Genomic DNA, 25298 nt, shown 5'->3' with positions numbered 1-25298 from the left:
GCAGTTCAACCGGCGCGCCCTTTGGAGGCCACGACTTGGGCGATCCAGTGATCCCGCATCGCGGCGCCGGGCGCTGGCGCGCGCCATACGCCGCCGACCCGTTCCATAGCCGCGGCAGGCTGGTTCCGGAGCCCGTCTCTCCGACGCGAAGCGAATTCCAGCGCGACCGCGACCGCATCATTCACGCCACCGCCTTCCGCCGCCTCAAGCACAAGACACAGGTCTTCGTCTTCCACGAAGGCGATCATTTCCGCACCCGGCTGACCCATACGATCGAGGTCTCCCAGATCGCCCGCGCCCTGGCGCGTGCGCTCGGACTCGACGAGGACCTGGCCGAGGCGCTCGCCCTGTCCCACGACCTCGGCCATACGCCCTTCGGCCACACCGGCGAGGACGCGCTGCACGACTGCATGCGGGCCTATGGCGGCTTCGACCACAACGCCCAGGCGCTCAGCATCGTCACGCGGCTCGAGCACCGCTACGCGGATTTCGACGGGCTGAACCTGACCTGGGAGACGCTGGAAGGCCTCGTGAAGCACAACGGCCCGCTGCTCGAGACGGACGGTTCGCCCGCGCACCGCTACCGCGAGCGCGGCGTGCCCGCCGCCATCCTCGAATACTGCGCCGTCCACGACCTGGAACTCGCCAGCCACGCAGGCGGCGAGGCGCAGGCGGCGGCCATCGCCGACGACATCGCCTACGACGCGCACGACATCGACGACGGATTGCGCGCCGGCCTGTTCGATCTCGATGACCTGCGCGCAGTCCCGTTCATCGCGGAGCTGCTGGACGACATCGAAGCGCGCTGGCCGGGGCTCGAGCGGGCCCGGGTCATTCACGAGCTGGGGCGGCGCGTCATCACCCGCTTCGTCGAGGACGTGATCGGCGAGAGCGAGCGGCGGCTCGAAGCATTGGCGCCGCGCGACGCGGCGGCGATCCGCCACGCCGGCCGTCCCGTCGTCGCCTTCTCCGAGCCGATGGCCCAGGCCGACCGCGACATCAAGGCGTTCCTGTTCGTGAACATGTACCGGCACCCGAGCGTCGTGGCCGTGCGCCGGCAGGCGGACCAGGTCGTTCGCGACCTGTTCGGGCGCTTCCTGGCCGAGCCCGAGACGATGCCCGACGAATGGCGCAAGGCGGCGGAGGGGCTCCTGACCGAGGGCAGGGCGCGCGTGGTGGCGGACTACATCGCCGGCATGACGGATCGCTTCGCGCTCGACGAGCACCGCCGGCTGTTTGACGCGACCCCGGAATTGCGTTAGGCGCGCGTTCGACTTTCACGGAAGCGGTCACGAGGGAACGCCGGCGCGCGCGCGGCTGCGTTCGGCCGGACCGCTCCGCCGCCGGGACACACGTCTTTCATGAACATTTTCGACGAATTCCAGAGCCGTCTCGCCGCGATCATCGAACGGCTCGGTCGCGAGGGCGCTCTGCCGCCCGGGCTCGACACCGGCAAGGTCGTTGTCGAGTCTCCGCGCGACGCTTCGCACGGCGATCTCGCCACCAACGCCGCGATGGTGCTTGCGAAGGAAGCCAAGTCCAATCCGCGCGCGCTCGCGGAGCGGATCGCCGCCGCGCTCGCCGAGGATCCGGACGTCGTGTCGGCCGAGGTCGCGGGGCCCGGCTTTATCAACATTCGGCTCGAAGGGGCCGTTTTCCGCCGCGTCGTGGCGGCCTGCGTGGCGCAGGGTCGCGATTTTGGAAGGGTCCCGCGGAGCGGGGCGGAGCGCGTCAACGTCGAGTACGTCTCGGCCAACCCCACCGGTCCCATGCATGTGGGCCATGGCCGCGGCGCCGTGTTCGGCGACGCGCTGGCCAACCTGCTCGCATTCGCCGGCGAGGACGTGGCGCGGGAGTACTACATCAACGACGCGGGCGCGCAGGTCGACGTGCTCGCCCGCTCCGCCTATCTGCGCTACCGCGAAGCGCTGGGGGAGACGGTGTCGATCCCCGAGGGGCTCTACCCGGGAGACTACCTGAAGCCGGTCGGCGAGGCGCTGGCGCGCGCCCATGGCGACGCGCTGCTGACCCAGGACGAGGCGCAGTGGCTGCCGCTGGTGCGCCAGACCGCCATCGACATGATGATGGACATGATCCGCGCCGACCTCGCGGCGCTGGACATTCGCCACGACGTGTTCTTCTCGGAGCGGTCGCTGTCGAGCGGCCCGGTCGACCGCATCCGCGAGACGATCGACGACCTGCGCTCGCGCGACCTGGTCTACGAGGGACGCCTCGCGCCGCCCAAGGGCCAGCCCGTCGAGGACTGGGAGGACCGGGAGCAGACCCTCTTCCGCGCCACCGCCTTCGGCGACGACGTGGACCGTCCGCTGCTCAAGTCGGACGGCTCCTACACCTATTTCGCGTCCGATATCGCCTATCACGCCTCGAAATTCGCGCGCGGCTTCGCGGTGATGATCGACGTCTGGGGCGCCGACCATGGCGGCTACGTCAAGCGCATGAACGCCGCCGTCAAAGCCGTGACGGCGGGCCGGGGCGTCCTCGACGTCAAGCTCTGCCAGCTCGTTCGCCTGCTCCGCAACGGCGAGCCGGTGAAAATGTCCAAGCGGGCCGGCGAGTTCGTAACGTTGCGTGATGTGGTGGATGAAGTCGGGCGCGACGCGGTCCGCTTCATGATGCTGTTCCGCAAGAACGACGCGACCCTCGACTTCGACCTGGCCAAGGTGATCGAGCAGTCGAAAGACAACCCGGTTTTCTACGTGCAGTACGCGCACGCCCGCTGCCATTCGGTGTTCCGCCAGGCGGCCGCGGCATTCGGGCCGGTGTCCGACGAGAGCTTGGCCTCGGCTGATTTATCTGTGCTCAGCGACTCCGGGGAACTCGACGTGATCCGGCGGCTGGCTCAATTTCCGCGACAGATCGAAGCAGCGGCGGCGGCTCATGAGCCGCATCGGATCGCTTTCTACCTGTATGATCTCGCGAGTGAATTTCACGCCCTCTGGAATAAGGGCAAAGAAGCGCCGCATTTACGCTTTGTTATCGAAACTGATCAAATGTCGTCCTACGCAAGGTTGGCGCTGGTCAAGGCCGTGATGTCCGTCCTTGCGTCGGGGCTGGCGATCCTGGGGGTTGCCGCGCCGGAGGAAATGCGCTGACCGCACGGTGAGGCGCTGTCCCGGCATGCGGGTCGGTGCGTATGTCGCCGTCGAGGCATTTCCGCTAGGACCGGTTCGGGGCGGCTTGAATTTCCGGCTGGCGTTTCGGCGCGCCCCGGCTACGGAGAATGGGTGCGTCCATGACCGATCAGAACAGGCAGCGGCCCGCCATCGACCTCGACGAGCTCGAGCGGCAGCTGCGCGAGGCGGCCGGGCAGCGCGCGCCTTCCGCGGCCCAGCCCGCCAGCCACGCCGCCAAGGACGACCCGCTGGCCGAACTCGCCCGGATCGTGGGGCAGGAGGATTACCGTCCGCGCCAGGCCCAGGCCCAGGCGCCCGCGCCCCAGTCTCATGCCGGCTTCGAAGACGAGCTGGAGCAGCTGGCCCGTTCGCCGCACCGCCCGGCTTCCGACGAGAACGACATCTACCGCGAGCTCGAGAGCCGCGGCGCAAGCCAGGCGTCCGCTGACCACGGCCCCACCTATTCCGACCAGGACTACGGCTCCGATGACATCGACTATGTCGGTCCGCCGGTGCGTCGTCGCGGCCGCGTCAGGAAGGTGCTCGCTCTCAGCGTCATCGGGCTCGCCGTGGTCGGCGCGGGCGCGATCGCCGTGTCCCGCAACAGCTCGGTCATGAAAATCGCCGGCGCGCCGCCGGTCATCCAGGCCGAAACCGGGCCGTCAAAGGTGCAGCCGGAGGATCCGGGCGGCACGGTGGTTCCGAACCAGGACCGCCAGATCTACAACAAGCAGAACACCGAAGACACGAAGACGGCCAAGGTCGTCAACGGCGAGGAGCAGCCTGTCGACGTGCTCGCGGCCGCGCGGCGCGCTTCGCCCCCGAGCCCCGTTGCGGCGTCCGGCCCGGCCACGACGACCTCGACGTCCGGCGTCGCCGCCCAGAAGCCCGAGCCGACAGGACCTCTCCCGGGCCTCGGCGAGCCGCGCCGCGTCAAGACCGTCTCGGTTCGTCCCGACGGCAGCGTGATCGACGGAGCGCCCGAAGCATCGGCGCCGCGCGTCGTCGCGGCCGCTTCGGCGCCGGTCTCCGCGCCCGCCGCGCCGGCTCCGATCCCCGCCGCCGCGCCCAGCGCGTCCACCTCCACCGGCCCGCTGCTCACCCCTGTCTCCACCTCCAGCGCTTCGACGAACGAGACTCCCGCCCGCGGCGCAACGAGCAGCGCCACGGCGACGGGTCCCGCGCCGACGCCGGTGCCGCGTCCGCGCGTTGAGAGCGCGGGAGCGACTCCCGCCGCGACGCCGGCCGCTCCGAAGCCCGCCCCGACCACGACGGCCAGCCCGCCGAGCCGTCCGGCCGCGCCCACCCAGGTGGCTTCCGCGCAGCCGATGGTTCCGGAGCAGGACACGGCGGCCGCGACCGGCGGCTGGGCTGTGCAGCTCGCCGGCACGCCTTCCGAGCAGGAGGCACAGGACGCCGCCAGCCGTCTCGCCAAGCGGTTCTCGGCGGAACTGGGCGGCGTCACGCCGGCCATCCGCAAGGCCGACGTGAACGGCAAGACGCTCTACCGCGTGCGCGTCATGGGCCTGACCAAGGAGGACGCGACCGCGTTGTGCTCGCGCCTTCAGGCCGCGGGCGGGCAGTGCTTCGTCGCCAAGAGCTGAAACCGACGCGCCCCGGAGCGTGACGATGGCCGCGCGTGCCTTCATTGCGGGCTGCGCCGGGGTGGCGCTGAAGGCGGACGAGGCCGCGTTCTTTCGGGACGCGCAGCCATGGGGCCTGATCGTCTTCCGGCGCAATGTCGAAAGCCCGGACCAGTTGCGCGCGCTGACCGACGCCTTCCGCGACGCCGTGGGCCGGACGGATGCTCCCGTCCTCGTCGATCAGGAAGGAGGCCGCGTGCAGCGGCTCGCCGCTCCGCACTGGCCCAACTATCCCTCCGCTCGCCGGCTGGCGTCGGTCCATGCCAACGATCCTCTCGCGGCCCGCGAGCTGGTGCGGCTGTCCGCCACGCTCATGGCGCGGGATCTTCGCGAGGTGGGCATCTCGGTCGATTGCCTGCCCGTCCTCGACGTCCCCGTCCCCGGCTCCCACGGCATCATCGGCGACCGCGCCTACGCCGACGATCCGAACGCCATCGCCGTGCTTGGGCGGGCGGCGGCAGACGGCCTGATGGCCGGCTGCGTCCTTCCCGTGATGAAGCACATGCCCGGCCACGGTCGCGCCCGCGCGGACAGCCACGAGGCCCTGCCCGTGGTCGACGCGCCGCTCGACGAACTGCGCGCGCGGGACTTCGCGCCCTTCGCCATGCTGGCGGATATGCCGCTGGCCATGACCGCCCATGTCGTGTTCACGGCCATCGACGCCGCGAGGCCGGCCACCACCTCTCCGGAGGTGTTCGCCCGGATCATCCGGGGCGAGCTCGGATATGACGGGCTGGTGATGAGTGACGACCTCTCCATGAAGGCGTTGAGCGGCTCGTTTCGCGACAGGGCGGAGGCGGCGCTGGCCGCCGGCTGCGATGTCGTCCTGCACTGCAACGGCGCGATGGAGGAGATGCGCGAGGTGGCCGAAGCCGCCCCGGACCTCTCCGACATCACGTTGCGGAGGGTCGAAGCCGCCATGGGCAGGATCCGCCATCGGCCGGAGCCACTAGATGTTGTGGAAGCCCGCGCGCGGCTGGACGCCGCGCTTGCCGTAGCGGCGTGACCCGGCCAAGTTGATTCGACGGGCGTCGGGCCCGCGAATCAGCAGGAGCCAAGGGCCACGGCATGAGCCGCCAGCTCGACTTCGACGATCCCGTACCGCTGGAAAAGGGCGATTCCGAACCTTCGCTGGTGGTGGACATCGAAGGATTCTCCGGGCCGCTCGACCTGCTGCTCGAACTCGCCCGACGCCAGAAGGTCGATCTCCACAAGATCTCGGTCCTGGCGCTCGCCGAACAATACCTGACCTTCATCGAGCAGGCCCGGCGGTTCCGGCTGGAGCTTGCCGCCGACTATCTCGTCATGGCGGCTTGGCTGGCGTTTCTGAAGTCGCGGTTGCTGCTGCCCGAGCCGCCCAAGGCCGGCGAACCGAGCGCCGAGGACATGGCGGGCATGTTGGCGTTCCGCCTGCAACGGCTCGAACTGATCCGCGAGGCCTCGCGCAAGCTCGTCGAGCGCAATCGTCTGGGCAGGGACGTCTTCGCGCGCGGCATGCCGGAGCCTGTCGTCGTGACCAGGACGCCGGCCTGGGAGGCGAGCCTCTACGATCTGCTCAAGGCCTACGCGCAGGAGCGGCAAAAGCACGCGTTCTCGCGCGTCACCATGAAGAAGCGCCATTTCTGGTCTCTGGTGGAGGCGCGGCAGGCGCTGGAGCGGCTCGTCGGGCAGGCGGTGGACTGGACCGTCCTGGATGATTATCTCACACGCTTCGTGGTCGAGCCGTCGATGCGCGCGACCGTGAGGGCCTCCGCGTTCTCGGCGACGCTCGAGATGGTGCGCGAAGGCCTCTTGGAGGTGCAGCAGGAGAGGGCGTTCGCGCCGATCTGGATCCGCTCGCGGGCGGCCTGATCGCGCGGTCGCAAGGACATGGACCCGTCATGAAATCACTGGCCATCGCGATCCAGGACGACGAGGCCGAGGCTCTCACCGGGGCGCTCGAAGCCGTCGCGCGGGACGTCGCCGAGGACGCCGCGGCGTTGCGGGCGTTCGGGGAAGCGTGCCGGATCGGCGAAGCCCTGCTGTTCGCCTCGTCCGAGCCGCTGGCCGCCGAAGCGATCGCCAGCCGGCTGCCGGGCGACGTGCCCGTGCTGAGCGTGCTGCGCACTCTCCAGAAGGAATACGCCTCGCGGGGCGTCAATCTGGTCGAACTCGCGGGGAAATGGGCGTTCCGCACCGCGGACGACCTCGGCTACCTGCTCTCGCGGGAGGCGGTCGAGCCGCGCAAATTGTCGCGGGCGGCGCTCGAGACGCTGTCGATCATCGCCTATCACCAGCCCGTCACGCGCGCCGAGATCGAGGATATCCGGGGCGTGTCGCTGAGCCGGGGCACGCTCGACGTGCTGCTCGAAACAGGTTGGGTTCGCCTGCGCGGCCGCCGGCGCGCGCCCGGCCGGCCGGTGACCTACGGCACGACCGAGCAGTTCCTGGTGCATTTCGGCCTGTCGCGCATCGACGACCTGCCGGGCCTCGACGAACTCAAGGGCTCCGGCTTCCTCGACGGCCGCCTGCCGCCCGGCTTCGGCGTTCCGGCGCCCTCCGACGATCCGGCGCTGCGCGAGGACGAGGACCCGCTCGGCGACGATCTCTTCACCGAGATCGCCCGGGAGGTCGAGAACCGGACGGACGAACCGCTCGATTCCGAGAGCACCGCGTGAGCGCTGCGGACGAGGGGCGGGGAGCCGCGCGGCGCTGGGGGCAGCGGGGCACGGCCGGAGCGGCCATTCCCGCGCGCCTCGCGCTCTCGAACGTCAGTCACGACTACGACGGCAAGCGCGTGCTGCGCGGCATCGACCTCGTGGTCGAAGCCGGGGAGGTGGTCTGTCTGCTCGGCCCGTCCGGCTGCGGCAAGACGACGCTGCTGAGGCTGGCGGCCGGTGTCGAGACCCCGGCTGAGGGCCGGATTTCGCTTGATGACCGCGAGGTCGCGGGTCCGGGCCGGTTCGTGCCTCCCGAGGAGCGGGGCGTCGGGCTGATGTTCCAGGACTACGCGCTGTTTCCGCATCTCGACGTTCTCGGCAACGTGTTGTTCGGGCTCAAGGCGCTCGCCACCTCGGACGCCCTGACCGCCGCGCGCCGCGCCCTGTCGCGCGTCGGCATGGAGCGCTACGCCAAGGCCTATCCGCATCAATTGTCGGGAGGCGAGCAGCAGCGCGTGGCGCTGGCGCGCGCGGTGGCGCCGCGCCCGGGCGTGATCCTGATGGACGAGCCCTTCTCGAACCTGGATCGGCGCATGCGCGACGCGGTGCGCGAGGAGACGGTGGCGCTGCTGCGAGAAATGGGGGCGACGACCGTCATCGTGACGCACGACCCCGAGGAGGCCATGCGGATCGCGGACCGGGTGGTTCTGATGCGCGCGGGTCGGGTGGTTCAGGCGGGCGCGGCGGCGTCGCTCTACACAAGTCCCGTCGATCTCGCGGCCGCGAGGTTCTTCTGCGATTTCAACGAAGTGGACGGCGTCGTTCAGTCGGGCCGCGTGCGCACGCCGCTCGGTGTCTTCGCCGCTGCGGGCGTGCCGGACGGACCGGCCACCGTCTGCATCCGCCCGCAGGGTGTACGGGTCGTGCCGGAGGGGTTCTGCCTGCCCGGCCGTGTGATCTCGCGGCGGTTCCTCGGTGAGGTCGATCTGGTCGAGATCGCCACGCAGGGTCTCGACGCCCCGCTGCGGGCCCGCATGCGCGGATGCCCCCACGCCGTCGAGGGCGCGACCGTGGGGGTCGACTTCGACGCGGAGGAGGTTCTTGTTTTTGCCGCATCGGAAGCCTAGGTTCGACTTCAGTCGAGAGGTAGCGGCTGTCGCCTGCGGGCCGATGTCGCCTTTGGAGTTTCGCTGATGGGTGGCGTGAGCATTTGGCACTGGATCGTTGTGGGCGTGGTCGTCATGCTTCTGTTCGGGCGCGGCAAGGTGTCTGAACTGATGGGTGACGTCGCGAAGGGCATCAAGGCCTTCAAGAAGGGGATGTCCGACGAGGAGACCGCCGAGGCGGAGAAGTCCACCGTGTCCGCCAAGGCGATCGAGAGCCACGCGGCCGACCCCGCGACGGCCTCTCCCGTCGAGCGCAAGGTGGGCTGACGGCCCAGGCCGACTGACGACCTCAGGGGGGCTCCCGGGTCGATACGACGGACGGGGCGTCGCGGACGCCCCGTTTCGGTTTGATCTGCGGAACGGCGTTGGCGCATGTTGGATATTGGCTGGTCTGAACTGGTCCTCATCGGGGCGGTGGCGCTTGTCGTCATCGGGCCGAAGGAGCTTCCGGGCGTTTTGCGGACGGTCGGCGGGGCCATGACGAAGATCCGTCGCATGGCGGCGGATTTCCAGGGCCAGATCCAGGAAGCGATGCGCGAGGCCGAGCTGGACGAGGCGCGCAAGACGGTCGAGGGGCTGAATCAGTCGGTCGGCTCCGGCTTCAATCCCATCCAGACCATTCGCGATGAAATTCGTGGCGCCGTCGAAGGCGTCAAGCCGGCTGCGACCGAGACGCCGGCGGCGAGCCCGGCCGTCGAGCCGCTCGCCATTCCCGAGCCCCCGCCCGTTCCGGATTTGACCCCCGACCAGATCGCGGCGGCGTTCGCGCCCGAGCCCGCTCCCGTCGGGCCCGCGTCCGTGCCCGCGCCTGCGCCGGTCGAGGCGGCTGACGCGTCCGAGCCCGCGAAGCGCAAGCGCCCGCGCAAAGCCCCGGCCGCCACGCCGGCCGAAGCCGCGCCTGAACCCGCGCCCGCTCTCGAACCCGCGCCCGCTCTCGCGGAAACGCCGGCCCCCCGCCGCAAGCGCAAGCCCGTCGTCGCGGAAGCCGAGCCGGTGGCGGCGGTATCGACCGACGAGCAGCCCGAAACGCCCAAGCCGAAGCGGCGCACCGCCCGCAAGACGGCGATTACCCCTCCGACACAGGACGATGAAGGTAGCGCCGGATGAGCCAGGAGGACATCGATGCCACGAAGGCGCCGCTTCTGGATCATCTCATCGAATTGCGGGCGCGACTGATCAAGTCGCTCATCGCCTTCATGGTGATGTTCGTCGTCTGCTTCGCGTTCTCGAAGCAGATCTACAACGTTCTGATCTTCCCCTATGTGCTGGCCGCCGGCGACGCTTCGCAGGTCAAGCTCATCTACACCGCGCCGCTGGAATACCTGTTCACGCAGATCAAGGTCGCGGTGTTCGGGGCCGGGTTCTTCTCATTTCCGGTCGTCGCGACGCAGCTCTACAAGTTCGTCGCGCCCGGGCTCTACAAGAACGAGCGCGATGCGTTCCGCCCGTATCTGATCGCGACGCCCGTTCTGTTCGGCGTCGGAGCGGCCGTGGTGTTCTTCATCGCCATGCCGCTGGTGATGAAATTTTCCATCGGGCAGCAGCAGCTCGTGCCGGGTGAAGCCGCCATCGAATTGCTGCCCAAGGTCAGCGAGTATCTGTCGCTGATCATGACGCTCATCTTCGCCTTCGGCATCACCTTCCAGTTGCCGGTCGTGCTGACATTGCTGGCGCGGGCGGGCTTCATCGACGCGCAATTCCTGCGCGACAAGCGACGTTACGCCATCGTCCTGGTGTTCATCGTCGCGGCCGTGCTGACTCCGCCGGACATCATCAGCCAGCTTGCCCTTGCGGTGCCGACGCTCCTCCTCTACGAAGCGTCCATCTTCGCGGTGCACATGGTCGAGAAGAAGCGGACCGAGGCCGAAGCGGCGTCCGGCACGACGAGCTGAGGCCGCAACCCGCTCCGGCCGTGGCGCGCACGCTTTTCAGCCCGCCGGGGACGTCATGTACGACATCAAATGGATCCGCGATAACGCCGCCGCCTTCGATCAGGGGCTTGCGAACCGCGGAGCCTCGCCGCTTTCCGCCCGGCTTCTCGCCATCGACGACCGCCGCCGCGCCGCGATCCAGACCGCCCAGGCCTCGCAGGAGCGCCGCAACGCGCTCTCCAAGGAGATCGGCCAGGCAATGGCGGCCAAGGACATGGCCCGCGCCGAGGCGTTGAAGGCCGAGGTCGCCGGGCTCAAGGAGGCCCTCTCCGCCGCCGAGGTGGAGGAAAAGGCGACGGTGGCCGAACTCGACGCCGCGCTGGCCGCCATCCCGAACACGCCGCTTCCCGACGTGCCGGTGGGGAAGGACGAGCACGACAATGTCGAGGTGCGCCGGCATGGCGAGCCCCGCACCGCCGCAACGCTGGGCTTCGAGCCGAAGCAGCATTTCGAGATCGGCGAGGCGCTCGGCCAGATGGATTTCGAGGCGGCCGCCAAACTCTCGGGCGCGCGCTTCGTCGTCACCCGCGGTCACCTCGCCCGCCTGGAGCGCGCGCTTGGGCAGTTCATGCTCGACATTCACACGACGGAGCACGGCTACACCGAGGTGAACCCGCCGCTGCTGGTGAAGGATGCGGCCGTCTACGGCGTCGGCCAGTTGCCGAAGTTCGAGGAGGACCTGTTCCGCACGACGGAAGGGTTCTGGCTGATCTCGACCGCCGAGGTGTCCCTCACCAATCTCGTGCGCGAGGAGATCGTCCCCGAGGAGCGCCTGCCGTTCCGCTATACGGCGCTGACGCCCTGCTTCCGTTCGGAGGCGGGCGCCGCGGGGCGGGACACGCGCGGCATCATCCGGCAACACCAGTTCAGCAAGACCGAGCTCGTCTCGATCACCACGGCCGAGCAGGCCTTGGAGGAGCACGAGCGGATGACGGCCGCCGCCGAAGCGGTGCTGAAACGGCTGGGGCTCGCCTACCGCACCGTGCTGCTGTGCACCGGCGACATGGGTTTCGCCTCCCGCAAGACGTACGACATCGAGGTCTGGCTACCGGGGCAGAACGCCTATCGCGAGATTTCCTCGTGTTCGGTGTGCGGCGAGTTCCAGGCCCGCCGCATGAACGCGCGCTACCGTCCGGGCGAGGGTAAGAGCCCGCGCTTCGTCCATACGCTCAACGGCTCGGGCGTCGCCGTGGGCCGCGCGCTGGTCGCTGTCATGGAAACCTACCAGAACGCGGACGGGTCGGTGACCGTGCCGGAGGCCCTGAGGCCCTACATGGGCGGGCTCACGCGAATCGAGAAGGCCGCCTGACATGCGCATCCTCGTCACCAACGACGACGGCATCCACGCGCCGGGGCTCAAGGTCTGCGAGGAGATCGCGCGCGCGCTCACCGACGACGTCTGGATCGTGGCGCCGGAAACGGACCAGTCTGGGGTGGCGCATTCGCTCTCGCTCAACGACCCGCTGCGCCTCCGCGAAGTGACCCCGCGCCACTACGCGGTGAAGGGCACGCCGACCGATTGCGTGATCATGGGCGTCCGCCATCTGCTGGCCGACGCCAGGCCCGACCTCGTCCTGTCGGGCGTCAATCGCGGGCAGAACGTGGCGGAGGACGTCACCTATTCGGGGACGGTGGCGGGCGCGATCGAGGGGACGATCCTGGGGATCCCGTCCATCGCGCTGTCGCAGGCCTATGGGCCCACGAGCCGCCAGTCGCCCCGGTGGGAGTGCGCGCGGGCTCTTGGGCCCGGCATCGTGCGCCGGCTGATCGAGGCGGGGATTCCCCAGCACGTGCTGGTCAACGTCAACTTTCCGGACTGCGCGCCCGAGGAAGCGGCCGGCGTGGCGGTCGGAACGCAGGGGCGGCGCTCGCAGGACCTGCTCAGGCTCGAGGAGCGGCGAGACGGGCGCGGGAACCCCTACTTCTGGATCGCCTTCTCGCGCGGGCCGATGACGCCGGAGCACGGCTCCGACCTCGCGGCCATCGCCGAGAAGCGGGTTTCGGTGACGCCGCTTCGCATCGATCTGACGGACGAGCCGACGCTGACGCGCTACGCGCGGCTGTTCGGCGCGGGCTGACGGGGAGCGCCGGTGCCGGTCATCCAGGCGGACGGGGGCGCCGAGGCGCGCATCGCCTTCCTGATGGCGCTGCGGGCCAAGGGCCTGCGTGACACGGCGATCCTGCGAGCGTTCGAGACCGTGTCGCGCAGCGTGTTCGTGCCGCGCCGCTTCATCGACCTCGCGCTGATCGACGTCGCGCTGCCCATCGCGTGCGGGCAGTCGACCCTGGCCCCCTCCACGATGGCCGAGATGTACGCCGCGCTCGACCTGAAGCCGGAGCACCGGGTGCTGGAGGTCGGCACGGGCTCCGGCTACGGCTCGGCCGTCCTGGCGCGCCTGGCCCGGGAGGTCGTCTCGATCGAGCGCTACCGTTCGCTGGCGACCGAGGCGGCCGCGCGGCTGCAGGCGCAGGTCGTCGTCAACGTCACGGTGCGGCATGGAGACGGCGGGGAGGGGGCGGCCGACCTTGGGCCGTTCGACCGAATCCTCATCGAGGCCTCCGTGGAATCGACGCCCCGGCCGCTCGTCGCGCAACTCGCCCCGGGCGGAAAAATCCTCGTCATCGAGCGCGGGGCGGGTGGATCGTTCCTGACGCGCTTCAACAGATCGCCGGGCGGCGCGCTCGAACGCGAGCACCTGGTCCCGTTCAGCCTGCCGCCCCTGATGCACGGAACAGCGGCGGCGCTTTGAGCCGACATGATGAACGGCGGACCCCCGTTTCGATGCGGGGCGAACCAAATTTTAACCTGAACGCTGCATTAATCAGACGGTCAATTTCGTCGCCGCGTGCGCGTCATCGGGTGGGTGAAGACATGGGTCTGCGTTTGCGTCCAGCGCTTCTGCAATCGGTTCCTCGTCTGGTGTTCGTGTGCGCGATCGCGGGCGGCGCGGCCGCGTGCAGCTCCGACACGATGCGGTTCGGCGAGAACCCGTTCAGCAATCCGTTCGCGAGTTCGTCGCGGTTCGATCCGCAGCAGACGGCCTCGACGACGCCGCCGGTCAATGCCGCGCCGACCTCTCCGGTGACCGCCCAGCCGCTTCCCCCTCCGGGGCAGGTCAGCTCCTCGGCCCTCCCGCCGCTCGCCCCCGCCGCGAGCGCTCCCGCGACGCGCGTCGCAGCGGTTCCGGCCGTGACGCCGCCGCTGGGCTCCGCCAAGGGCTGGACGGCTCAGGGCGGGTCGACGGTGACGGTCGGAGCCGCGGATTCGGTGAAGACGCTCGCCAATCGCTACGGCGTGCCGGAGCAGGCGATCCGCTCCGCCAACGGCCTCGCCGCGAACGCCCAGGTGAGCCCCGGCTCGCAGGTCGTGATTCCCATCTACAACGCCAGCGCGGCGGCAGCGCCGACGGCCGTGGCGACCGCTCCCTCCGCGCCGCCGGCCGGCAAGGGACGGATGCAGCTCGTCAAGGGCGCGGAGCCTGCCGGGAAGGCCTCGGCTCCCGCGCAGCAGGTGGCTAAGCCGGAAGCAGTCAAGCCGGCGTCGAAGACGGCCGCCGTCCCGGCCACGACGGCCCAGCCGGCCGCCGCAAAGAAGCCGGAGGTCGCCAAGGCGGCCGACGCGCCGGTGAAGACCGCCAAGGTCGAGGTCGCCGAGCCCGCGAAGTCCGCGGCGAAGACCGCCGCGACGCCTGCCGCGGCTCCGGCCGCCGCGCCCGAGGAAACGACTTCCAGCATCGCGACGGCGACCAAGTCGTCCGCCGAGTTTCGCTGGCCGGCCAAGGGCCGCGTCATCACCGGCTTCGGCAACAAGGGCGGCGGCAGCAATGACGGCATCAACATCGCCCTGCCGGAGGGCACGCCCGTCAAGGCGGCCGAGGGCGGCGTCGTCGCCTATGCCGGCAACGAGCTGAAGGGCTACGGCAACCTCGTGCTGATCCGACATCCGGATGGCTGGGTGACGGCCTACGCCCACAACGGCGACATCAAGGTCAAGCGCGGCGATACGGTGACCCGGGGCCAGACGATCGCGAGCTCCGGCCAGTCTGGCAACGTCTCGTCCCCGCAGCTCCACTTCGAGATCCGCAAGGGATCGACCCCCGTCGATCCGATGCCCCACTTGTCGGGCCAGTAAGACCGGCCTTCAGGAAGTCGGTCAGCCTCCGGCGAGACCCATCGGCTGATCGAAATGAGGCGGGCGGCGCGTCGGGCGCCGCCCGCTTCGCGTTTCAGGCTCCGTCCAGCGTGCGGCCCTGACGGCCGGCCAGGTCCTGAATGTACTGCCAGGCGGTGCGGCCTGAGCGCGAGCCGCGCGTCGTCGACCATTCCAAGGCCTCGGCGGTGCGCTGGCCGATGTCTCCGGTCAGGCCGAAATGGGCGACGTAGCCCTCCACCATGGAGAGGTACTCGTCCTGGCTGCAGCGATGGAAGCCGAGCCAGAGCCCGAACCGGTCGGACAGCGACACCTTCTCCTCGACCGCCTCGCCCGGGTTGATCGCCGTCGACCGTTCGTTCTCCATCATGTCGCGGGGCAGCAGGTGCCGCCGATTGGACGTCGCGTAGAAGATGACGTTCTCGGGACGGCCCTCGATCCCGCCTTCCAGCACCGCCTTCAGCGACTTGTAGGAGGTGTCCGCGCCGTCGAAGGACAGGTCGTCGCAGAACACGACGAAGCGGAACGACGCCGGCCGCAGCAGGCCCATGAGCGCCGGAAGGCTCTCGATGTCCTCGCGGTGGATTTCGACGAGCTTCAGCGGCTTGAGGCCTTCGACGCCGGTCTCGCGGTTCACCTGGGCGTGGGTGGCCTTGACGAGCGAGGACTTGCCCATGCCCCGCGCGCCCCAGAGAAGCGCGTTGTTGGCGGGGAAGCCGCGCGCGAAGCGCGTCGTGTTGTCGTGCAGCGTGTCGCGAGCCCGGTCGATTCCCTTGAGCAGCAGCATGTCGACGCGGTTGACGCGCGGCACCGGGGCCAGGCGCGCCGGCGACGGGTGCCACACGAAAGCGTCGGCGGCCTCGAAGTCCGGCCTGGCCGCCACGGGCGGCGCCATGCGCTCCAGCGTGGCGGCGATACGTTCGAGAAGGGCGGCGAGGGCGGGATCGGTCTGGCTCATGGCGCGATGGTGTCCGAGGAAATCCGTCTCCCCATAGACCACCGGGCGATGCGTGGGAAACCGGTATTCGCATCGCGCGTCCGCCAGAAGGCGGCGTCACCTTGGCCGGGGCGGCCGGCCGGGAGACGCCATTTGCTTTCCATGAACCTCTGGCTATAGTCCGCGCGACTTTTTCAGAGGGTCTGGCGGGGGATTCCCGGCGGACACCTTCTCTCGTGCTCGGGGAGCCTTACGTGATCACTCCTGCTTTCGCCCAAACCTCGTCCGGCATGGCCGGCCTGGAAGGCATGGTGCAGATTGTCCCCTTCATCCTCATATTCATCATCATGTACTTCCTGATCATCCGTCCGCAGCAGCGGAAGGCGAAGGAGCATCGGGACATGGTCGCGAACGTGCGCCGGGGCGACCAGGTGGTCACCTCGGGCGGCCTGATCGGCAAGGTGACGAAGGTGTCGGACGAAAGCGAACTCGAAGTCGAGATCGCGGACGGTGTGCGCGTGCGCATCGCCCGTGGCATGATCGCCGAGGTTCGCGCGAAGGGCGAACCCGTCAAGGCGTAAACTCTCCGCCGACGCGGAGCCGAGCCTGGCCGCGGCCCCTGGCGGCCGCCCGAAGATGAAGAAGACCTCGACGCGATGTTGCGCTTTTCCCGGATGAAGACGATCGGCGTGGTGCTGCTGACGGTGCTCGGCATCCTGTACGCCATGCCCAGCCTGCTCTCGCCCGAGACGCGCAAGTCGATCCAGCAGACGTTCTCGTTCCTTCCGAGCGCGCTGGTGCCGCATCAGGCCGTCGTCCTCGGCCTCGACCTCCAGGGCGGCTCGCACGTGCTGCTCGAGGTCGACACGCAGGCGGTGCTTCGCGGCCAGATCAATACGCTGCGCGACGACGTTCGCCGCATCCTCCGCGAGCAGCGGATCTCGCTGGCCGGCGGCATCGGCGTGACGCCGCGCGGCGTGACCGTCCGCGTCGTCGATCCGAACGAGCGCGAGCGGCTGATGCCGAAGCTCAGGGAGTTGTCGGCGCCGGTCGGTAACGCTCTGCTCGGCACCGGGTCCGGCCAGCGCGCCATCGAGGTGGCGGAGCAGCCGGACGGCCTGATCCAGCTCAACGTCACCGAGGTGGGCGTCAACGAGCGCGTGACCAAGGCGGTGTCGCAGGCCATCGAGGTGCTGCGCCGGCGCGTCGACGCGCTGGGCACCACCGAGCCGAACATCCAGCGGCAGGGGGCGGACCGCATCCTGGTGCAGGTGCCCGGCCTGCAGGATCCCCGCCGGCTGAAGGAGATCCTGGGCACGACCGCTCAGCTGGAATTCCGCCTGCTCGCCGAGCCCGGCACGCCGCCCGGCGACGTCGAGGTCCTGCCGTCCAGCGAGGGCGGCGGCGCGCTCAATGTCGAGCGGCGCGTGATCGTGCAGGGCGAGGACCTGATCGACGCGCAGCCCGCGTTCGATTCGCGGACCGGCGAGCCGATCGTGAACTTCCGGTTCAACATCAAGGGCGCGCAGAATTTCGGCCGCGTCACGACCGAGGCCGTCGGTCGCCCGCTCGCCATCGTGCTCGACAAGAAGGTGATCTCCGCCCCCGTCATCCAGCAGCCGATCACCGGCGGCTCGGGGCAGATCTCCGGGCGCTTCACGGTCGAGCAGGCCAACAACCTGGCGATCCTGCTCAGGGCCGGCGCGCTGCCGGCGCCGCTCACCATCGTCGAGGAGCGCACCGTCGGGCCGGGCCTCGGCCAGGATTCGATCCAGGCCGGCAAGCACGCATCCTACGTGGCGACGGCCCTGGTCGTGACGTTCATGTTCGTGACCTACGGCACGTTCGGCCTGTTCGCCAACATCGCGCTGTTCGTGCACGTCATCCTGATCTTCGCGATGATGTCGCTGATCGGATCGACCCTCACGCTGCCCGGCATCGCAGGCATCGTGCTGACGATCGGAACGGCGGTGGACTCGAACGTGCTCATCTACGAGCGCATCCGCGAGGAGTTCCATCTGGGACGATCGATGATCTCCTCGCTTGAAGCGGGCTTCCAGCGCGCCTTCGCGACCATCATCGACTCGAACGTCACCATGTTCATCGCGGCGTTGATCCTGTTCCTGCTGGGTAGCGGGCCGGTGAAGGGCTTCGCCATCACCATGATCTTCGGGATCGTCACCACCGTCGTTACCGCCGTGACGATGACGCGGATGATGATCGCCCTTTGGTACCGCTGGGCCAAGCCCACGCGGCTGCCGTTCTGACGGGAGTCAAGGCCATGAAGCTCCTGCGGATCGTTCCCGACAACACCAAGTTCGGCTTCATGCGCTTCCGGCGCGTGAGCTTCCCCTTCTCGGCGTTTCTCTCGCTGGGCGCGGTGCTGTGCTTCTTCTTCGTGTCGATGAACTTCGGCATCGACTTCACCGGCGGCACGCTGATCGAGATGCAGGCCCGCGCCGGCAAGGTCGACATCGCCGCGGTGCGCGAGGCGGCGACCGACCTCGCCCATGGCGAGATCGAGGTGCAGGAGTTCGGCGAGAAGGGCGAGGTGTCGATCCGCTTCGGCCTGCAGCCCGGCAACACGCAGCAGGAGCGCGAGCGCGCCCAGCAGGCCGCCATGGAGCGGTTCAAGGCCACCTTCGACAAGGACTACGAATTCCGCCGTGTCGAGGTGGTGGGGCCGCGCGTCTCCGGCGAGCTGGTGCAGACCGGCACGATCGGCGTCGTTCTGTCGATCCTGGCGGTGCTCGTCTACCTCTGGTTCCGGTTCGAGTGGGAGTTCGCGGTCGCCGCCGTTATCGCGACGATGCACGACCTCGTGCTGACGATCGGCTTCTTCGCCGTCACGCAGCTCGAGTTCAATATGACCTCCATCGCCGCGATCCTGACGATCGTCGGCTACTCGCTGAACGACACCGTCGTCGTGTTCGACCGAATCCGCGAGCTGCTGCGCAAGTACAAGCGGATGCCGACGGACGAACTGCTCGACCTGTCGATCAACTCGACCCTGTCGCGAACGGTGATGACCTCGGTCACCACCATGCTGGCGCTGCTCGCGCTCGTGCTGTTCGGCGGGCAGGTGATCGCCAGCTTCTCCTACGCGATGATGTTCGGCGTCGTGATCGGCACCTATTCGTCGATCTTCATCGCCGCCCCGGTGCTGATCTATCTGGGCCTGAAGGTCGGCCACGAGGCGCCGGCCTCCGACGCCGCGCCGGCTCCGGCGAAGCCGGCGCGGACGGCCCGCAGGGCCGGCGGGCCGAGCGAGAAACCCGCGCAATGAGCGGCGGGCGGCGCTACGAGGGCTTCGTCCCCGGGCGCCACATCATCGACGCCTACGGCAATGGCGGGTTTCGTTTCGCGGACATGTCGCACCGCGGCTCCGTCCTTGCGCTGCCCTCCGGCGTACGGGCGTGGCCCGTGCGGGCCTTCTCGGACTTGACCCCGGACGCATTCGCGCCAGTTCTGGCTGAGGCGGCGGAAATCCGCACGCTGTTGCTCGGGACCGGCGCCGAAACCGTGTTCTTGCCCGAGCCTTTGCGGGCGCTGCTGCGCGGCGCCGGGATCGGGATCGACGCCATGCACACGGGAGCCGCCGTGCGGACCTACAACGTCATGCTGGCCGAGGACCGCCAGGTCGCCGCGGCCCTGATCGCGGTGGACTGAAGTCGCGCCATGGAGGCGACTTCCAGCCCTGGGCAGGATGCGGTGCGCGACGGCGACGCCGTGTCATTGCTGGTCAGGGAGAACGACCCGGACCGGTGGCTGGCGACCCTGTTCGCTCCCGCCGACAAGCGGGCCGGGCTGCTGGCGCTGTACGCCTTCAACCTCGAAATCGCGCGCGTGCGCGAACTGGTGTCCGATCCGCTGCCCGGCGAGGTTCGCTTCCAGTGGTGGCGCGACGCGCTGGAAGACAAGGCGCGCGGCGATGTGCGCGGCCACCCGGTCGCGACGGCGCTACTGGAGGCCATCGGGCGGTACCGACTGCCGCGACAGGCGCTGCTCGACCTCATCGAGGCCCGCACGTTCGACCTCTACGACGACCCGATGCCCAGCGTGGGAGCGCTCGAAGGCTATTGCGGCGAGACATCGTCCGCGCTGATCCGGCTGGCGTCCCTGGTGCTGGCGGGCGGCGACGACCCGGGCGGGGCGGACGCGGCCGGCCACGCCGGCGTCGCCTACGCCATCACCGGGCTTCTGCGCGCCTTGCCGTGGCATGCGTCGCGCGGCCAGGTCTACCTGCCGGCCGACCTGATGGCCCGGCACGGCGTGGGGCGGGAGGACATCGTGTCGGGCCGCGACAGCGAGGGCCTGCGGGCGGCGCTGAGCGAACTGCGGGATCTCGCCCGCCACCATCTCGACGAGACGCGCGCCCGCATCCGCGAGACGCCCGCCGAGATCGCCCCGGCCTTCCTGCCGGTCGCGTTGGTGTCGTCCTATCTGGCGCGCATGGAGCGGCGCGACTACCACCCGTTCCGCACGCGGGTGGAATTGCCCCGCTGGCGGGCCATCTGGCTGCTGTGGCGCGCCGCGCGCAGCGCCGGGTGACCTACTCGGCGGCGGCCGGCATCTCGGCTCCGAGCCACGATCCGAGGTCGGCCTTCGCCCGGGCGGTGAGCGCCATCTTCTTCGCCACGGCCTTGGCGGGCCCGCGCAGCTTGCGTCCATCCTCCGTCTTCGGCGCTTCGCTCAGCGGCGGGAACAGGCCGAAATTGACGTTCATCGGCTGGAATGAGGGCGGACCCGCGTCGATGGTTTCGATATGCCCGCCGGTGATGTGGTTCAGCAGCGCGCCGATGGCGGTCGTGGCCGGCGGCAGGGACGGCGACCGGCCCAGGCGCTCGGCCGCCGCGAAGCGGCCGGCGATGAGGCCGACGGCGGCGCTCTCCACATAGCCCTCGCACCCGGTGATCTGGCCGGCGAAACGCAGGCGCGGCATCGCCTTCAGCCGGAGCGTCGGGTCCAGCAGGCGCGGCGAGTTGAGGTAGGTGTTGCGATGCAAGCCGCCCAACCGGGCGAACTCAGCCTGCTCGAGTCCCGGAATGGTGCGGAACACCCGCACCTGCTCGGCGTGCTTCAGCTTCGTCTGGAAGCCCACCATGTTGTAGAGCGTGCCCAGCGCGTTGTCCTGTCGCAGCTGCACCACGGCGTAGGACTTCGCCTCCGGCCCGGAGCGATGCGGGTTGGTGAGGCCGAACGGCTTCATCGGCCCGTGTCGCAGCGTCTCGCGGCCGCGCTCCGCCATCACCTCGATGGGGAGGCAGCCGTCGAAATAGGGCGTGTTGGCCTCCCATTCCCGGAAGCTCGTCTTCTCCGCCGCGAGCAGCGCGTCGATGAAGCGGTCGTACTCCTCCCGGGTCATCGGGCAGTTGATGTAGTCGGCCCCCGTGCCGCCGGGGCCCGCCTTGTCGTAGCGCGACTGGAACCAGGCGACGTCCATGTCGATCGATTCGCGATAGACGATCGGCGCGATGGCGTCGAAGAAGGCCAGCGACGTTTCGCCCGTGAGGCCGCGAATCGCGTCGGCGAGGGCCGCCGACGTCAACGGACCCGTGGCGATGATGGTCGAATCCCAGTCCTCGGGGGGCAGCCCCGCGACTTCGCCGCGCGCGAGGGTCACCAGCGGGTGCGCCGACAGGGCCTGGGTGACGGCGGCCGAGAAGCCGTCGCGGTCCACGGCGAGCGCGCCGCCGGCCGGCACCTGGTTCGCGTCGCCGCACTGCATGATCAGCGAGTCCATGCGGCGCATCTCGGCGTGCAGCAGGCCGACCGCGTTCGTGCTCGAATCGTCGGAGCGAAAGGAATTGGAGCAGACGAGCTCGGCAAGACCGTCGGTCTTGTGCGCGTCGGTCGGCCGCTCGGGGCGCATTTCGTGCAGGATGACGGGCACGCCCTGCCGCGCGATCTGCCACGCGGCTTCCGAACCTGCCAGCCCGCCGCCCACGACATGGATGGGTGCGATGGTGCTCATGCGCGGAACCTAGGTTTTCAAGCGGGACGGCGCAACGTCCCGGACAGCAAAACGCCCGCCTTTCGGCGGGCGCTGCGGCCAGTCGGCAGTGGGAGGGGAAACGCCGACCGGCAAAAAGGCCGGGGGGCGGCTTCGACGCCGCCCGAAGGCGATCAGCCGCGGGCGTGCTTCTTGGCGACGAAGCGGATCTCGCTCCGGTTGATGCCCAGATCGCTCAGGTCGCGGTCGGTGAGCTGGGAGAGCTCACGAACGGTGGTGCGGTAGCGGGTCCAGTTGCGGAGACGCTTGGCGAGACGGTCGACGGTCAGCATGGCTCAGGTCCTTTGTGCAGTGCGGTAAGACGCTCACGTTTCGAAGAAATCGTTAATTTCGAAGCGGTGTTGCGTCGTCGTCTTTGTTGCGCTGCATATAACGGCAGCGCCCACTGCTTTGAAGATGGGCATCTACATGCCAGTACCCACAAAAACGCATGGGTAGGTAAAAACCCGTTAAGAGATCGGCGTCAGACGCAGATTGACCAGGGCCTTGGCCTTGTGCCGCGCGAGGGGCGATCGGGCGGGGAGGGCGGCAACCAGCCGCTCCCCCGGGAGCCCATCCAGTCGGCCCTGGAGAGCAGGCACAGCGCGCGGCGTGCGCCAACGGCTTGCCGCGCCCGGTGCGTTCTCACACGCCAGCGCGATGCGGCAGGCCGGCCTATTCCGCCGCCTGGCTGCGCGCCCGCAGGGGACGCCGGGCCAGAATCTCCTTGAGGAAGCGGCCCGTGTGGCTGCGGGGCTCGCGCACGATGTCTTCCGGCCGTCCCTGGGCGACGATCTCGCCGCCCCCGTCGCCGCCCTCGGGGCCGAGGTCGATCACCCAGTCGGCGGTTTTGACCACCTCGAGATTGTGCTCGATGACGATCACGGTGTTGCCCTGGTCGACGAGCTCATGGAGCACGTCCAGCAGCTTGGCGACGTCGTGGAAGTGAAGCCCGGTCGTCGGCTCGTCCAGAATGTAGAGCGTGCGGCCGGTCGAGCGGCGCGACAGCTCCTTCGACAGCTTGACGCGCTGCGCCTCGCCGCCGGAGAGCGTCGTCGCCTGCTGGCCGACCTTGACGTAGTCGAGCCCGACCCGAGCCAGCGTCTCCATCTTCTCGCGGATGGAGGGCACCGCCTTGAAGAGCTGCCCCGCTTCCTCGACCGTCATGTCGAGCACGTCGGCGATGGACTTTTCGCGGTACTTCACCTCGAGCGTCTCGCGGTCGTAGCGCTTGCCCTTGCACACGTCGCAGGTGACGTAGATGTCGGGCAGGAAGTGCATCTCGATCTTGATGACGCCGTCGCCCTGGCATGCCTCGCAACGCCCGCCCTTGACGTTGAACGAGAACCGGCCCGGCATATAGCCGCGCGCCTTCGCTTCGGGCAGGCCCGCGAACCACTCGCGGATAGGGGTGAACGCGCCGGTGTAGGTCGCCGGGTTGGACCGCGGCGTGCGGCCGATCGGCGACTGGTCGATGTCGATCACCTTGTCGAGGTGCTCCAGCCCCTCGATGGTGTCGAAGGGGGCGGGATGCTCGAGCGCGCCGTTCAGGCGTCGCGCCACCGCCTTGTAGAGCGTGTCGATGACCAGGGTCGACTTGCCGCCTCCCGAGACGCCGGTGATGCACGTGAATGTGCCCAGCGGGATCTCGGCGGTGACGTTCTTGAGGTTGTTGCCGCGTGCACCGGCGATGCGCAGGGTGCGCCCCTTCTGCGGCTTGCGCCTCTTCGCCGGCACGGGCACGGACAGCTCGCCGGTGAGGTACTTGCCCGTGAGCGAGTTCTTGTCGGCCATGATGTCGGCCGGCGTGCCTTGCGCGACGATTTCGCCGCCGTGGATTCCCGCGCCCGGGCCTACGTCGACGACCCAGTCCGCCTGCAGAATGGCGTCCTCGTCGTGCTCGACGACGATGACGCTGTTGCCGAGGTCGCGCAGGCGCTTCAGCGTGAGCAGCAGCCGCTCGTTGTCGCGCTGGTGCAGGCCGATGGAGGGCTCGTCCAGCACGTAGAGCACGCCCGTGAGCCCGGAGCCGATCTGCGACGCGAGGCGGATGCGCTGGCTTTCGCCTCCGGAGAGGGTGCCTGAAGAACGCGACAACGTCAGGTATTCCAAGCCGACATCGAGCAGGAAGCTCAGGCGTTCCCGAATTTCCTTGAGGATGCGGCCGGCGATCTCGTTCTGCTTCGCGTTGAGGTCGGCGGGCAGGCCGCTGAACCACGCGTGCGCGTCGCGCACCGACAGGCGGGACACTTCGCCGATGTGGCGCGTCGCGATCTTCACCGCCAGCGCCTCCGGCTTCAGGCGGAAGCCCTTGCAGGCGGCGCAGGGCGTCTCCGACATGAAGCGCGAAATTTCCTCGCGCGCCCAGTCGCTGTCCGTCTCCTTCCAGCGCCGTTCCAGGTTGCGCACCACGCCCTCGAACGGCTTTTTCACCTCGTAGGCGCGCAGGCCGTCGTCGTAGGCGAAGCGGACGGCTTCGTCGCCGGTGCCGTAGAGGATGACGTCGCGCGCGACCTGCGGCAGGTCCTTCCACGGCGTGGTCAGCTTGAAGCCGAAGTGCTGGCCCAGGGCAGCCAGGGTCTGGCCGTAATAGGGTGAGGTCGAGCGCGCCCACGGCGCGATCGCGCCGCCGCGCAGCGTCACCGTCTCGTCGGGGACGACGAGATAGGGATCGATGGCCATCTCGTGGCCCAATCCGTCGCAGGCTGGGCACGCGCCGAACGGATTGTTGAAGGAAAACAGGCGCGGCTCGACCTCGGGGATGGTGAAGCCCGAGACCGGGCACGCGAATTTCGAGGAAAAGATCAGCCGGCGGGGCTCGCCCTTGTCGTCCTTCTCGTCGGCGAACTCCAGCACCGCGATGCCGTCGGCGAGGTCGAGCGCGGTCTCCAGGCTCTCGGCCAGCCGCGCGCCCATGTCCGGCCGCACCACGATGCGGTCCACGACGACGTCGATGTCGTGCTTGAGCTTCTTGTCGAGCGCCGGGGCTTCGCCGATCTCGTGGAACGTGCCGTCAATCTTGACGCGCTGGAATCCGCGCTTCTGGAAATCGGCCAGTTCCTTCCGGTATTCGCCCTTGCGGCCCCGGATGACGGGGGCGAGCAGATAGAGCCGCGCCTTCTCCGGCAGCGCCAGCACGCGGTCGACCATCTGCGACACGGTCTGGCTTTCGATCGGCAGGCCCGTCGCCGGCGAGTAGGGGACGCCGACCCGCGCCCACAGGAGGCGCATGTAGTCGTAGATCTCCGTCACGGTGCCGACAGTCGAGCGCGGGTTCTTCGAAGTCGTCTTCTGCTCGATCGAAATGGCCGGCGAGAGGCCGTCGATCTGGTCGACGTCCGGCTTCTGCATCATTTCAAGGAACTGCCGCGCGTAGGCGGAAAGACTCTCGACGTAGCGGCGCTGGCCTTCGGCATAGATGGTGTCGAACGCGAGCGACGACTTGCCCGATCCGGACAGGCCGGTGAACACAACCAGGCGGTCGCGCGGGATCACCAGGTCGACATTCTTGAGGTTGTGCTCGCGCGCGCCGCGCACGGCGAGCACGCGCTGGTCCTGCGCCGCGCCGGCCACGGCGCGCGCCTTGTCGAAAAGGTCTTCCAGGCTCGCCGCCTTGGCCTTGCCGCGTCCGGCCTTCGTCATCTCGGCCCCTGTCCCGTCCGTGTGTCTCGTTCCCGGCGCGCCGATCGCGCCGCGCCCGGGCGTC

23 protein-coding genes are annotated in these 25298 nt (G+C 69.2%); 19 read left to right on the top strand and 4 right to left on the bottom strand.

Annotated features, from left to right (window positions below):
* Positions 1–35: 35 nt before the first annotated feature.
* From NK718_RS12595 to NK718_RS22070, 14 genes are all read left to right on the top strand, one after another.
* On the top strand, positions 36–1262 hold the full coding sequence (locus NK718_RS12595) for a deoxyguanosinetriphosphate triphosphohydrolase (protein WP_254742674.1): 1227 nt from the start codon (positions 36–38) through the stop codon (positions 1260–1262).
* Between the two features lie 99 nt (positions 1263–1361).
* A complete protein-coding gene (gene argS / locus NK718_RS12590; protein WP_254742671.1) occupies positions 1362–3113 on the top strand; it encodes an arginine--tRNA ligase in 1752 nt (583 codons plus the stop codon).
* A 140-nt stretch (positions 3114–3253) separates the two neighbouring features.
* On the top strand, positions 3254–4738 hold the full coding sequence (locus NK718_RS12585; RefSeq protein ID WP_254742668.1) for an SPOR domain-containing protein: 1485 nt from the start codon (positions 3254–3256) through the stop codon (positions 4736–4738).
* A gap of 25 nt (positions 4739–4763) precedes the next feature.
* On the top strand, positions 4764–5783 hold the full coding sequence (gene nagZ / locus NK718_RS12580) for a beta-N-acetylhexosaminidase (RefSeq protein WP_254742665.1): 1020 nt from the start codon (positions 4764–4766) through the stop codon (positions 5781–5783).
* A gap of 62 nt (positions 5784–5845) precedes the next feature.
* Entirely contained in the window at positions 5846–6628 is a 783-nt protein-coding gene (locus NK718_RS12575; protein ID WP_254742662.1) for a segregation and condensation protein A, read from the top strand.
* Positions 6629–6657: 29 nt separating this feature from the next.
* On the top strand, positions 6658–7434 hold the full coding sequence (scpB, locus tag NK718_RS12570) for an SMC-Scp complex subunit ScpB (RefSeq protein ID WP_254742659.1): 777 nt from the start codon (positions 6658–6660) through the stop codon (positions 7432–7434).
* Positions 7431–8543 carry an ABC transporter ATP-binding protein gene (locus NK718_RS12565; protein WP_254742656.1) on the top strand — a complete coding sequence of 371 codons (1113 nt, stop codon included), beginning with the start codon at positions 7431–7433 and terminating at the stop codon, positions 8541–8543. The genes scpB and NK718_RS12565 overlap by 4 nt, the downstream gene beginning before the upstream one ends.
* 66 nt (positions 8544–8609) lie before the next feature.
* Positions 8610–8849, top strand: a complete 240-nt coding sequence (locus tag NK718_RS12560) for a twin-arginine translocase TatA/TatE family subunit (RefSeq protein ID WP_254742654.1) — start codon at positions 8610–8612, stop codon at positions 8847–8849.
* A gap of 105 nt (positions 8850–8954) precedes the next feature.
* On the top strand, positions 8955–9689 hold the full coding sequence (tatB, locus tag NK718_RS12550) for a Sec-independent protein translocase protein TatB (RefSeq protein ID WP_256515597.1): 735 nt from the start codon (positions 8955–8957) through the stop codon (positions 9687–9689).
* Positions 9686–10474, top strand: coding sequence for a twin-arginine translocase subunit TatC (gene tatC / locus NK718_RS12545; RefSeq protein ID WP_254742652.1), 789 nt, complete (start codon positions 9686–9688; stop codon positions 10472–10474). Before tatB ends, tatC begins: the two co-directional genes overlap by 4 nt.
* 55 nt (positions 10475–10529) lie before the next feature.
* Entirely contained in the window at positions 10530–11822 is a 1293-nt protein-coding gene (gene serS, locus NK718_RS12540) for a serine--tRNA ligase (protein WP_254742650.1), read from the top strand.
* 1 nt (position 11823) lies between these two features.
* Positions 11824–12591 (top strand): 5'/3'-nucleotidase SurE, encoded by a 768-nt coding sequence (gene surE / locus NK718_RS12535; RefSeq protein WP_254742648.1) that lies wholly within the window; start codon positions 11824–11826, stop codon positions 12589–12591.
* Positions 12592–12603: 12 nt separating this feature from the next.
* The gene (locus tag NK718_RS12530) at positions 12604–13263 is read left to right on the top strand and encodes a protein-L-isoaspartate(D-aspartate) O-methyltransferase (protein WP_254742646.1); all 660 of its coding nucleotides are present in this window, start codon (positions 12604–12606) and stop codon (positions 13261–13263) included.
* 122 nt (positions 13264–13385) lie between these two features.
* Entirely contained in the window at positions 13386–14645 is a 1260-nt protein-coding gene (locus NK718_RS22070) for a M23 family metallopeptidase (protein ID WP_305883670.1), read from the top strand.
* 94 nt (positions 14646–14739) lie between these two features.
* On the opposite strand, the gene NK718_RS12515 is transcribed toward NK718_RS22070, so the two are convergent.
* The gene (locus NK718_RS12515; RefSeq protein WP_254742643.1) at positions 14740–15621 is read right to left on the bottom strand and encodes an ATP-binding protein; all 882 of its coding nucleotides are present in this window, start codon (positions 15619–15621) and stop codon (positions 14740–14742) included.
* 233 nt (positions 15622–15854) lie between these two features.
* Between NK718_RS12515 and yajC the strand changes: the two genes are divergently transcribed.
* The 5 genes from yajC (at position 15855) to NK718_RS12490 (ending at position 20151) form a co-directional block, all read left to right on the top strand.
* Positions 15855–16181 (top strand): preprotein translocase subunit YajC, encoded by a 327-nt coding sequence (gene yajC, locus NK718_RS12510; RefSeq protein WP_254742641.1) that lies wholly within the window; start codon positions 15855–15857, stop codon positions 16179–16181.
* Between the two features lie 75 nt (positions 16182–16256).
* Positions 16257–17867 carry a protein translocase subunit SecD gene (gene secD / locus NK718_RS12505; RefSeq protein WP_254742638.1) on the top strand — a complete coding sequence of 537 codons (1611 nt, stop codon included), beginning with the start codon at positions 16257–16259 and terminating at the stop codon, positions 17865–17867.
* Between the two features lie 14 nt (positions 17868–17881).
* Entirely contained in the window at positions 17882–18886 is a 1005-nt protein-coding gene (secF, locus tag NK718_RS12500; RefSeq protein ID WP_254742634.1) for a protein translocase subunit SecF, read from the top strand.
* The gene (locus tag NK718_RS12495; protein ID WP_254742631.1) at positions 18883–19269 is read left to right on the top strand and encodes an Mth938-like domain-containing protein; all 387 of its coding nucleotides are present in this window, start codon (positions 18883–18885) and stop codon (positions 19267–19269) included. The genes secF and NK718_RS12495 overlap by 4 nt, the downstream gene beginning before the upstream one ends.
* Before the next feature lie 9 nt (positions 19270–19278).
* Positions 19279–20151 (top strand): phytoene/squalene synthase family protein, encoded by an 873-nt coding sequence (locus tag NK718_RS12490; RefSeq protein ID WP_254742628.1) that lies wholly within the window; start codon positions 19279–19281, stop codon positions 20149–20151.
* A 1-nt stretch (position 20152) separates the two neighbouring features.
* Here the strand turns inward: NK718_RS12490 and trmFO are convergent, their stop codons facing one another.
* The 3 genes from trmFO to uvrA form a co-directional block, all read right to left on the bottom strand.
* Positions 20153–21574, bottom strand: coding sequence for a methylenetetrahydrofolate--tRNA-(uracil(54)-C(5))-methyltransferase (FADH(2)-oxidizing) TrmFO (gene trmFO / locus NK718_RS12485; protein WP_254742625.1), 1422 nt, complete (start codon positions 21572–21574; stop codon positions 20153–20155).
* Positions 21575–21726: 152 nt separating this feature from the next.
* Positions 21727–21885 (bottom strand): DUF1127 domain-containing protein, encoded by a 159-nt coding sequence (locus NK718_RS12480; RefSeq protein ID WP_254742622.1) that lies wholly within the window; start codon positions 21883–21885, stop codon positions 21727–21729.
* Between the two features lie 382 nt (positions 21886–22267).
* Positions 22268–25234: an excinuclease ABC subunit UvrA gene (uvrA, locus tag NK718_RS12475; RefSeq protein ID WP_254742619.1), complete on the bottom strand. Its 2967-nt coding sequence runs from the start codon at positions 25232–25234 to the stop codon at positions 22268–22270.
* Positions 25235–25298 lie beyond the last annotated feature (64 nt).

The sequence above is a fragment of the Alsobacter ponti genome (assembly GCF_024294805.1).
Taxonomy (GTDB): Bacteria; Pseudomonadota; Alphaproteobacteria; order Rhizobiales; family Beijerinckiaceae; genus Alsobacter; species Alsobacter ponti.
The sequence above is the reverse complement of the archived record's forward strand: the minus strand, read 5'-3'. Positions and strand labels throughout refer to the sequence as shown.

Excerpts from the sequence above, each read along its gene's own strand:
- uvrA (WP_254742619.1), bottom strand. The coding sequence starts at position 25,234 with ATGACGAAGGCCGGACGCGGCAAGGCCAAGGCGGCGAGCCTGGAAGAC.
- trmFO (WP_254742625.1), bottom strand. The coding sequence starts at position 21,574 with ATGAGCACCATCGCACCCATCCATGTCGTGGGCGGCGGGCTGGCAGGT.
- NK718_RS12585 (WP_254742668.1), top strand. The coding sequence starts at position 3,254 with ATGACCGATCAGAACAGGCAGCGGCCCGCCATCGACCTCGACGAGCTC.
- NK718_RS12490 (WP_254742628.1), top strand. The coding sequence starts at position 19,279 with ATGGAGGCGACTTCCAGCCCTGGGCAGGATGCGGTGCGCGACGGCGAC.
- argS (WP_254742671.1), top strand. The coding sequence starts at position 1,362 with ATGAACATTTTCGACGAATTCCAGAGCCGTCTCGCCGCGATCATCGAA.
- surE (WP_254742648.1), top strand. The coding sequence starts at position 11,824 with ATGCGCATCCTCGTCACCAACGACGACGGCATCCACGCGCCGGGGCTC.
- secF (WP_254742634.1), top strand. The coding sequence starts at position 17,882 with ATGAAGCTCCTGCGGATCGTTCCCGACAACACCAAGTTCGGCTTCATG.
- serS (WP_254742650.1), top strand. The coding sequence starts at position 10,530 with ATGTACGACATCAAATGGATCCGCGATAACGCCGCCGCCTTCGATCAG.
- NK718_RS22070 (WP_305883670.1), top strand. The coding sequence starts at position 13,386 with ATGGGTCTGCGTTTGCGTCCAGCGCTTCTGCAATCGGTTCCTCGTCTG.
- scpB (WP_254742659.1), top strand. The coding sequence starts at position 6,658 with ATGAAATCACTGGCCATCGCGATCCAGGACGACGAGGCCGAGGCTCTC.
- NK718_RS12560 (WP_254742654.1), top strand. The coding sequence starts at position 8,610 with ATGGGTGGCGTGAGCATTTGGCACTGGATCGTTGTGGGCGTGGTCGTC.
- tatB (WP_256515597.1), top strand. The coding sequence starts at position 8,955 with ATGTTGGATATTGGCTGGTCTGAACTGGTCCTCATCGGGGCGGTGGCG.
- NK718_RS12480 (WP_254742622.1), bottom strand. The coding sequence starts at position 21,885 with ATGCTGACCGTCGACCGTCTCGCCAAGCGTCTCCGCAACTGGACCCGC.
- nagZ (WP_254742665.1), top strand. The coding sequence starts at position 4,764 with ATGGCCGCGCGTGCCTTCATTGCGGGCTGCGCCGGGGTGGCGCTGAAG.
- tatC (WP_254742652.1), top strand. The coding sequence starts at position 9,686 with ATGAGCCAGGAGGACATCGATGCCACGAAGGCGCCGCTTCTGGATCAT.
- NK718_RS12515 (WP_254742643.1), bottom strand. The coding sequence starts at position 15,621 with ATGAGCCAGACCGATCCCGCCCTCGCCGCCCTTCTCGAACGTATCGCC.
- secD (WP_254742638.1), top strand. The coding sequence starts at position 16,257 with ATGTTGCGCTTTTCCCGGATGAAGACGATCGGCGTGGTGCTGCTGACG.
- NK718_RS12575 (WP_254742662.1), top strand. The coding sequence starts at position 5,846 with ATGAGCCGCCAGCTCGACTTCGACGATCCCGTACCGCTGGAAAAGGGC.
- NK718_RS12495 (WP_254742631.1), top strand. The coding sequence starts at position 18,883 with ATGAGCGGCGGGCGGCGCTACGAGGGCTTCGTCCCCGGGCGCCACATC.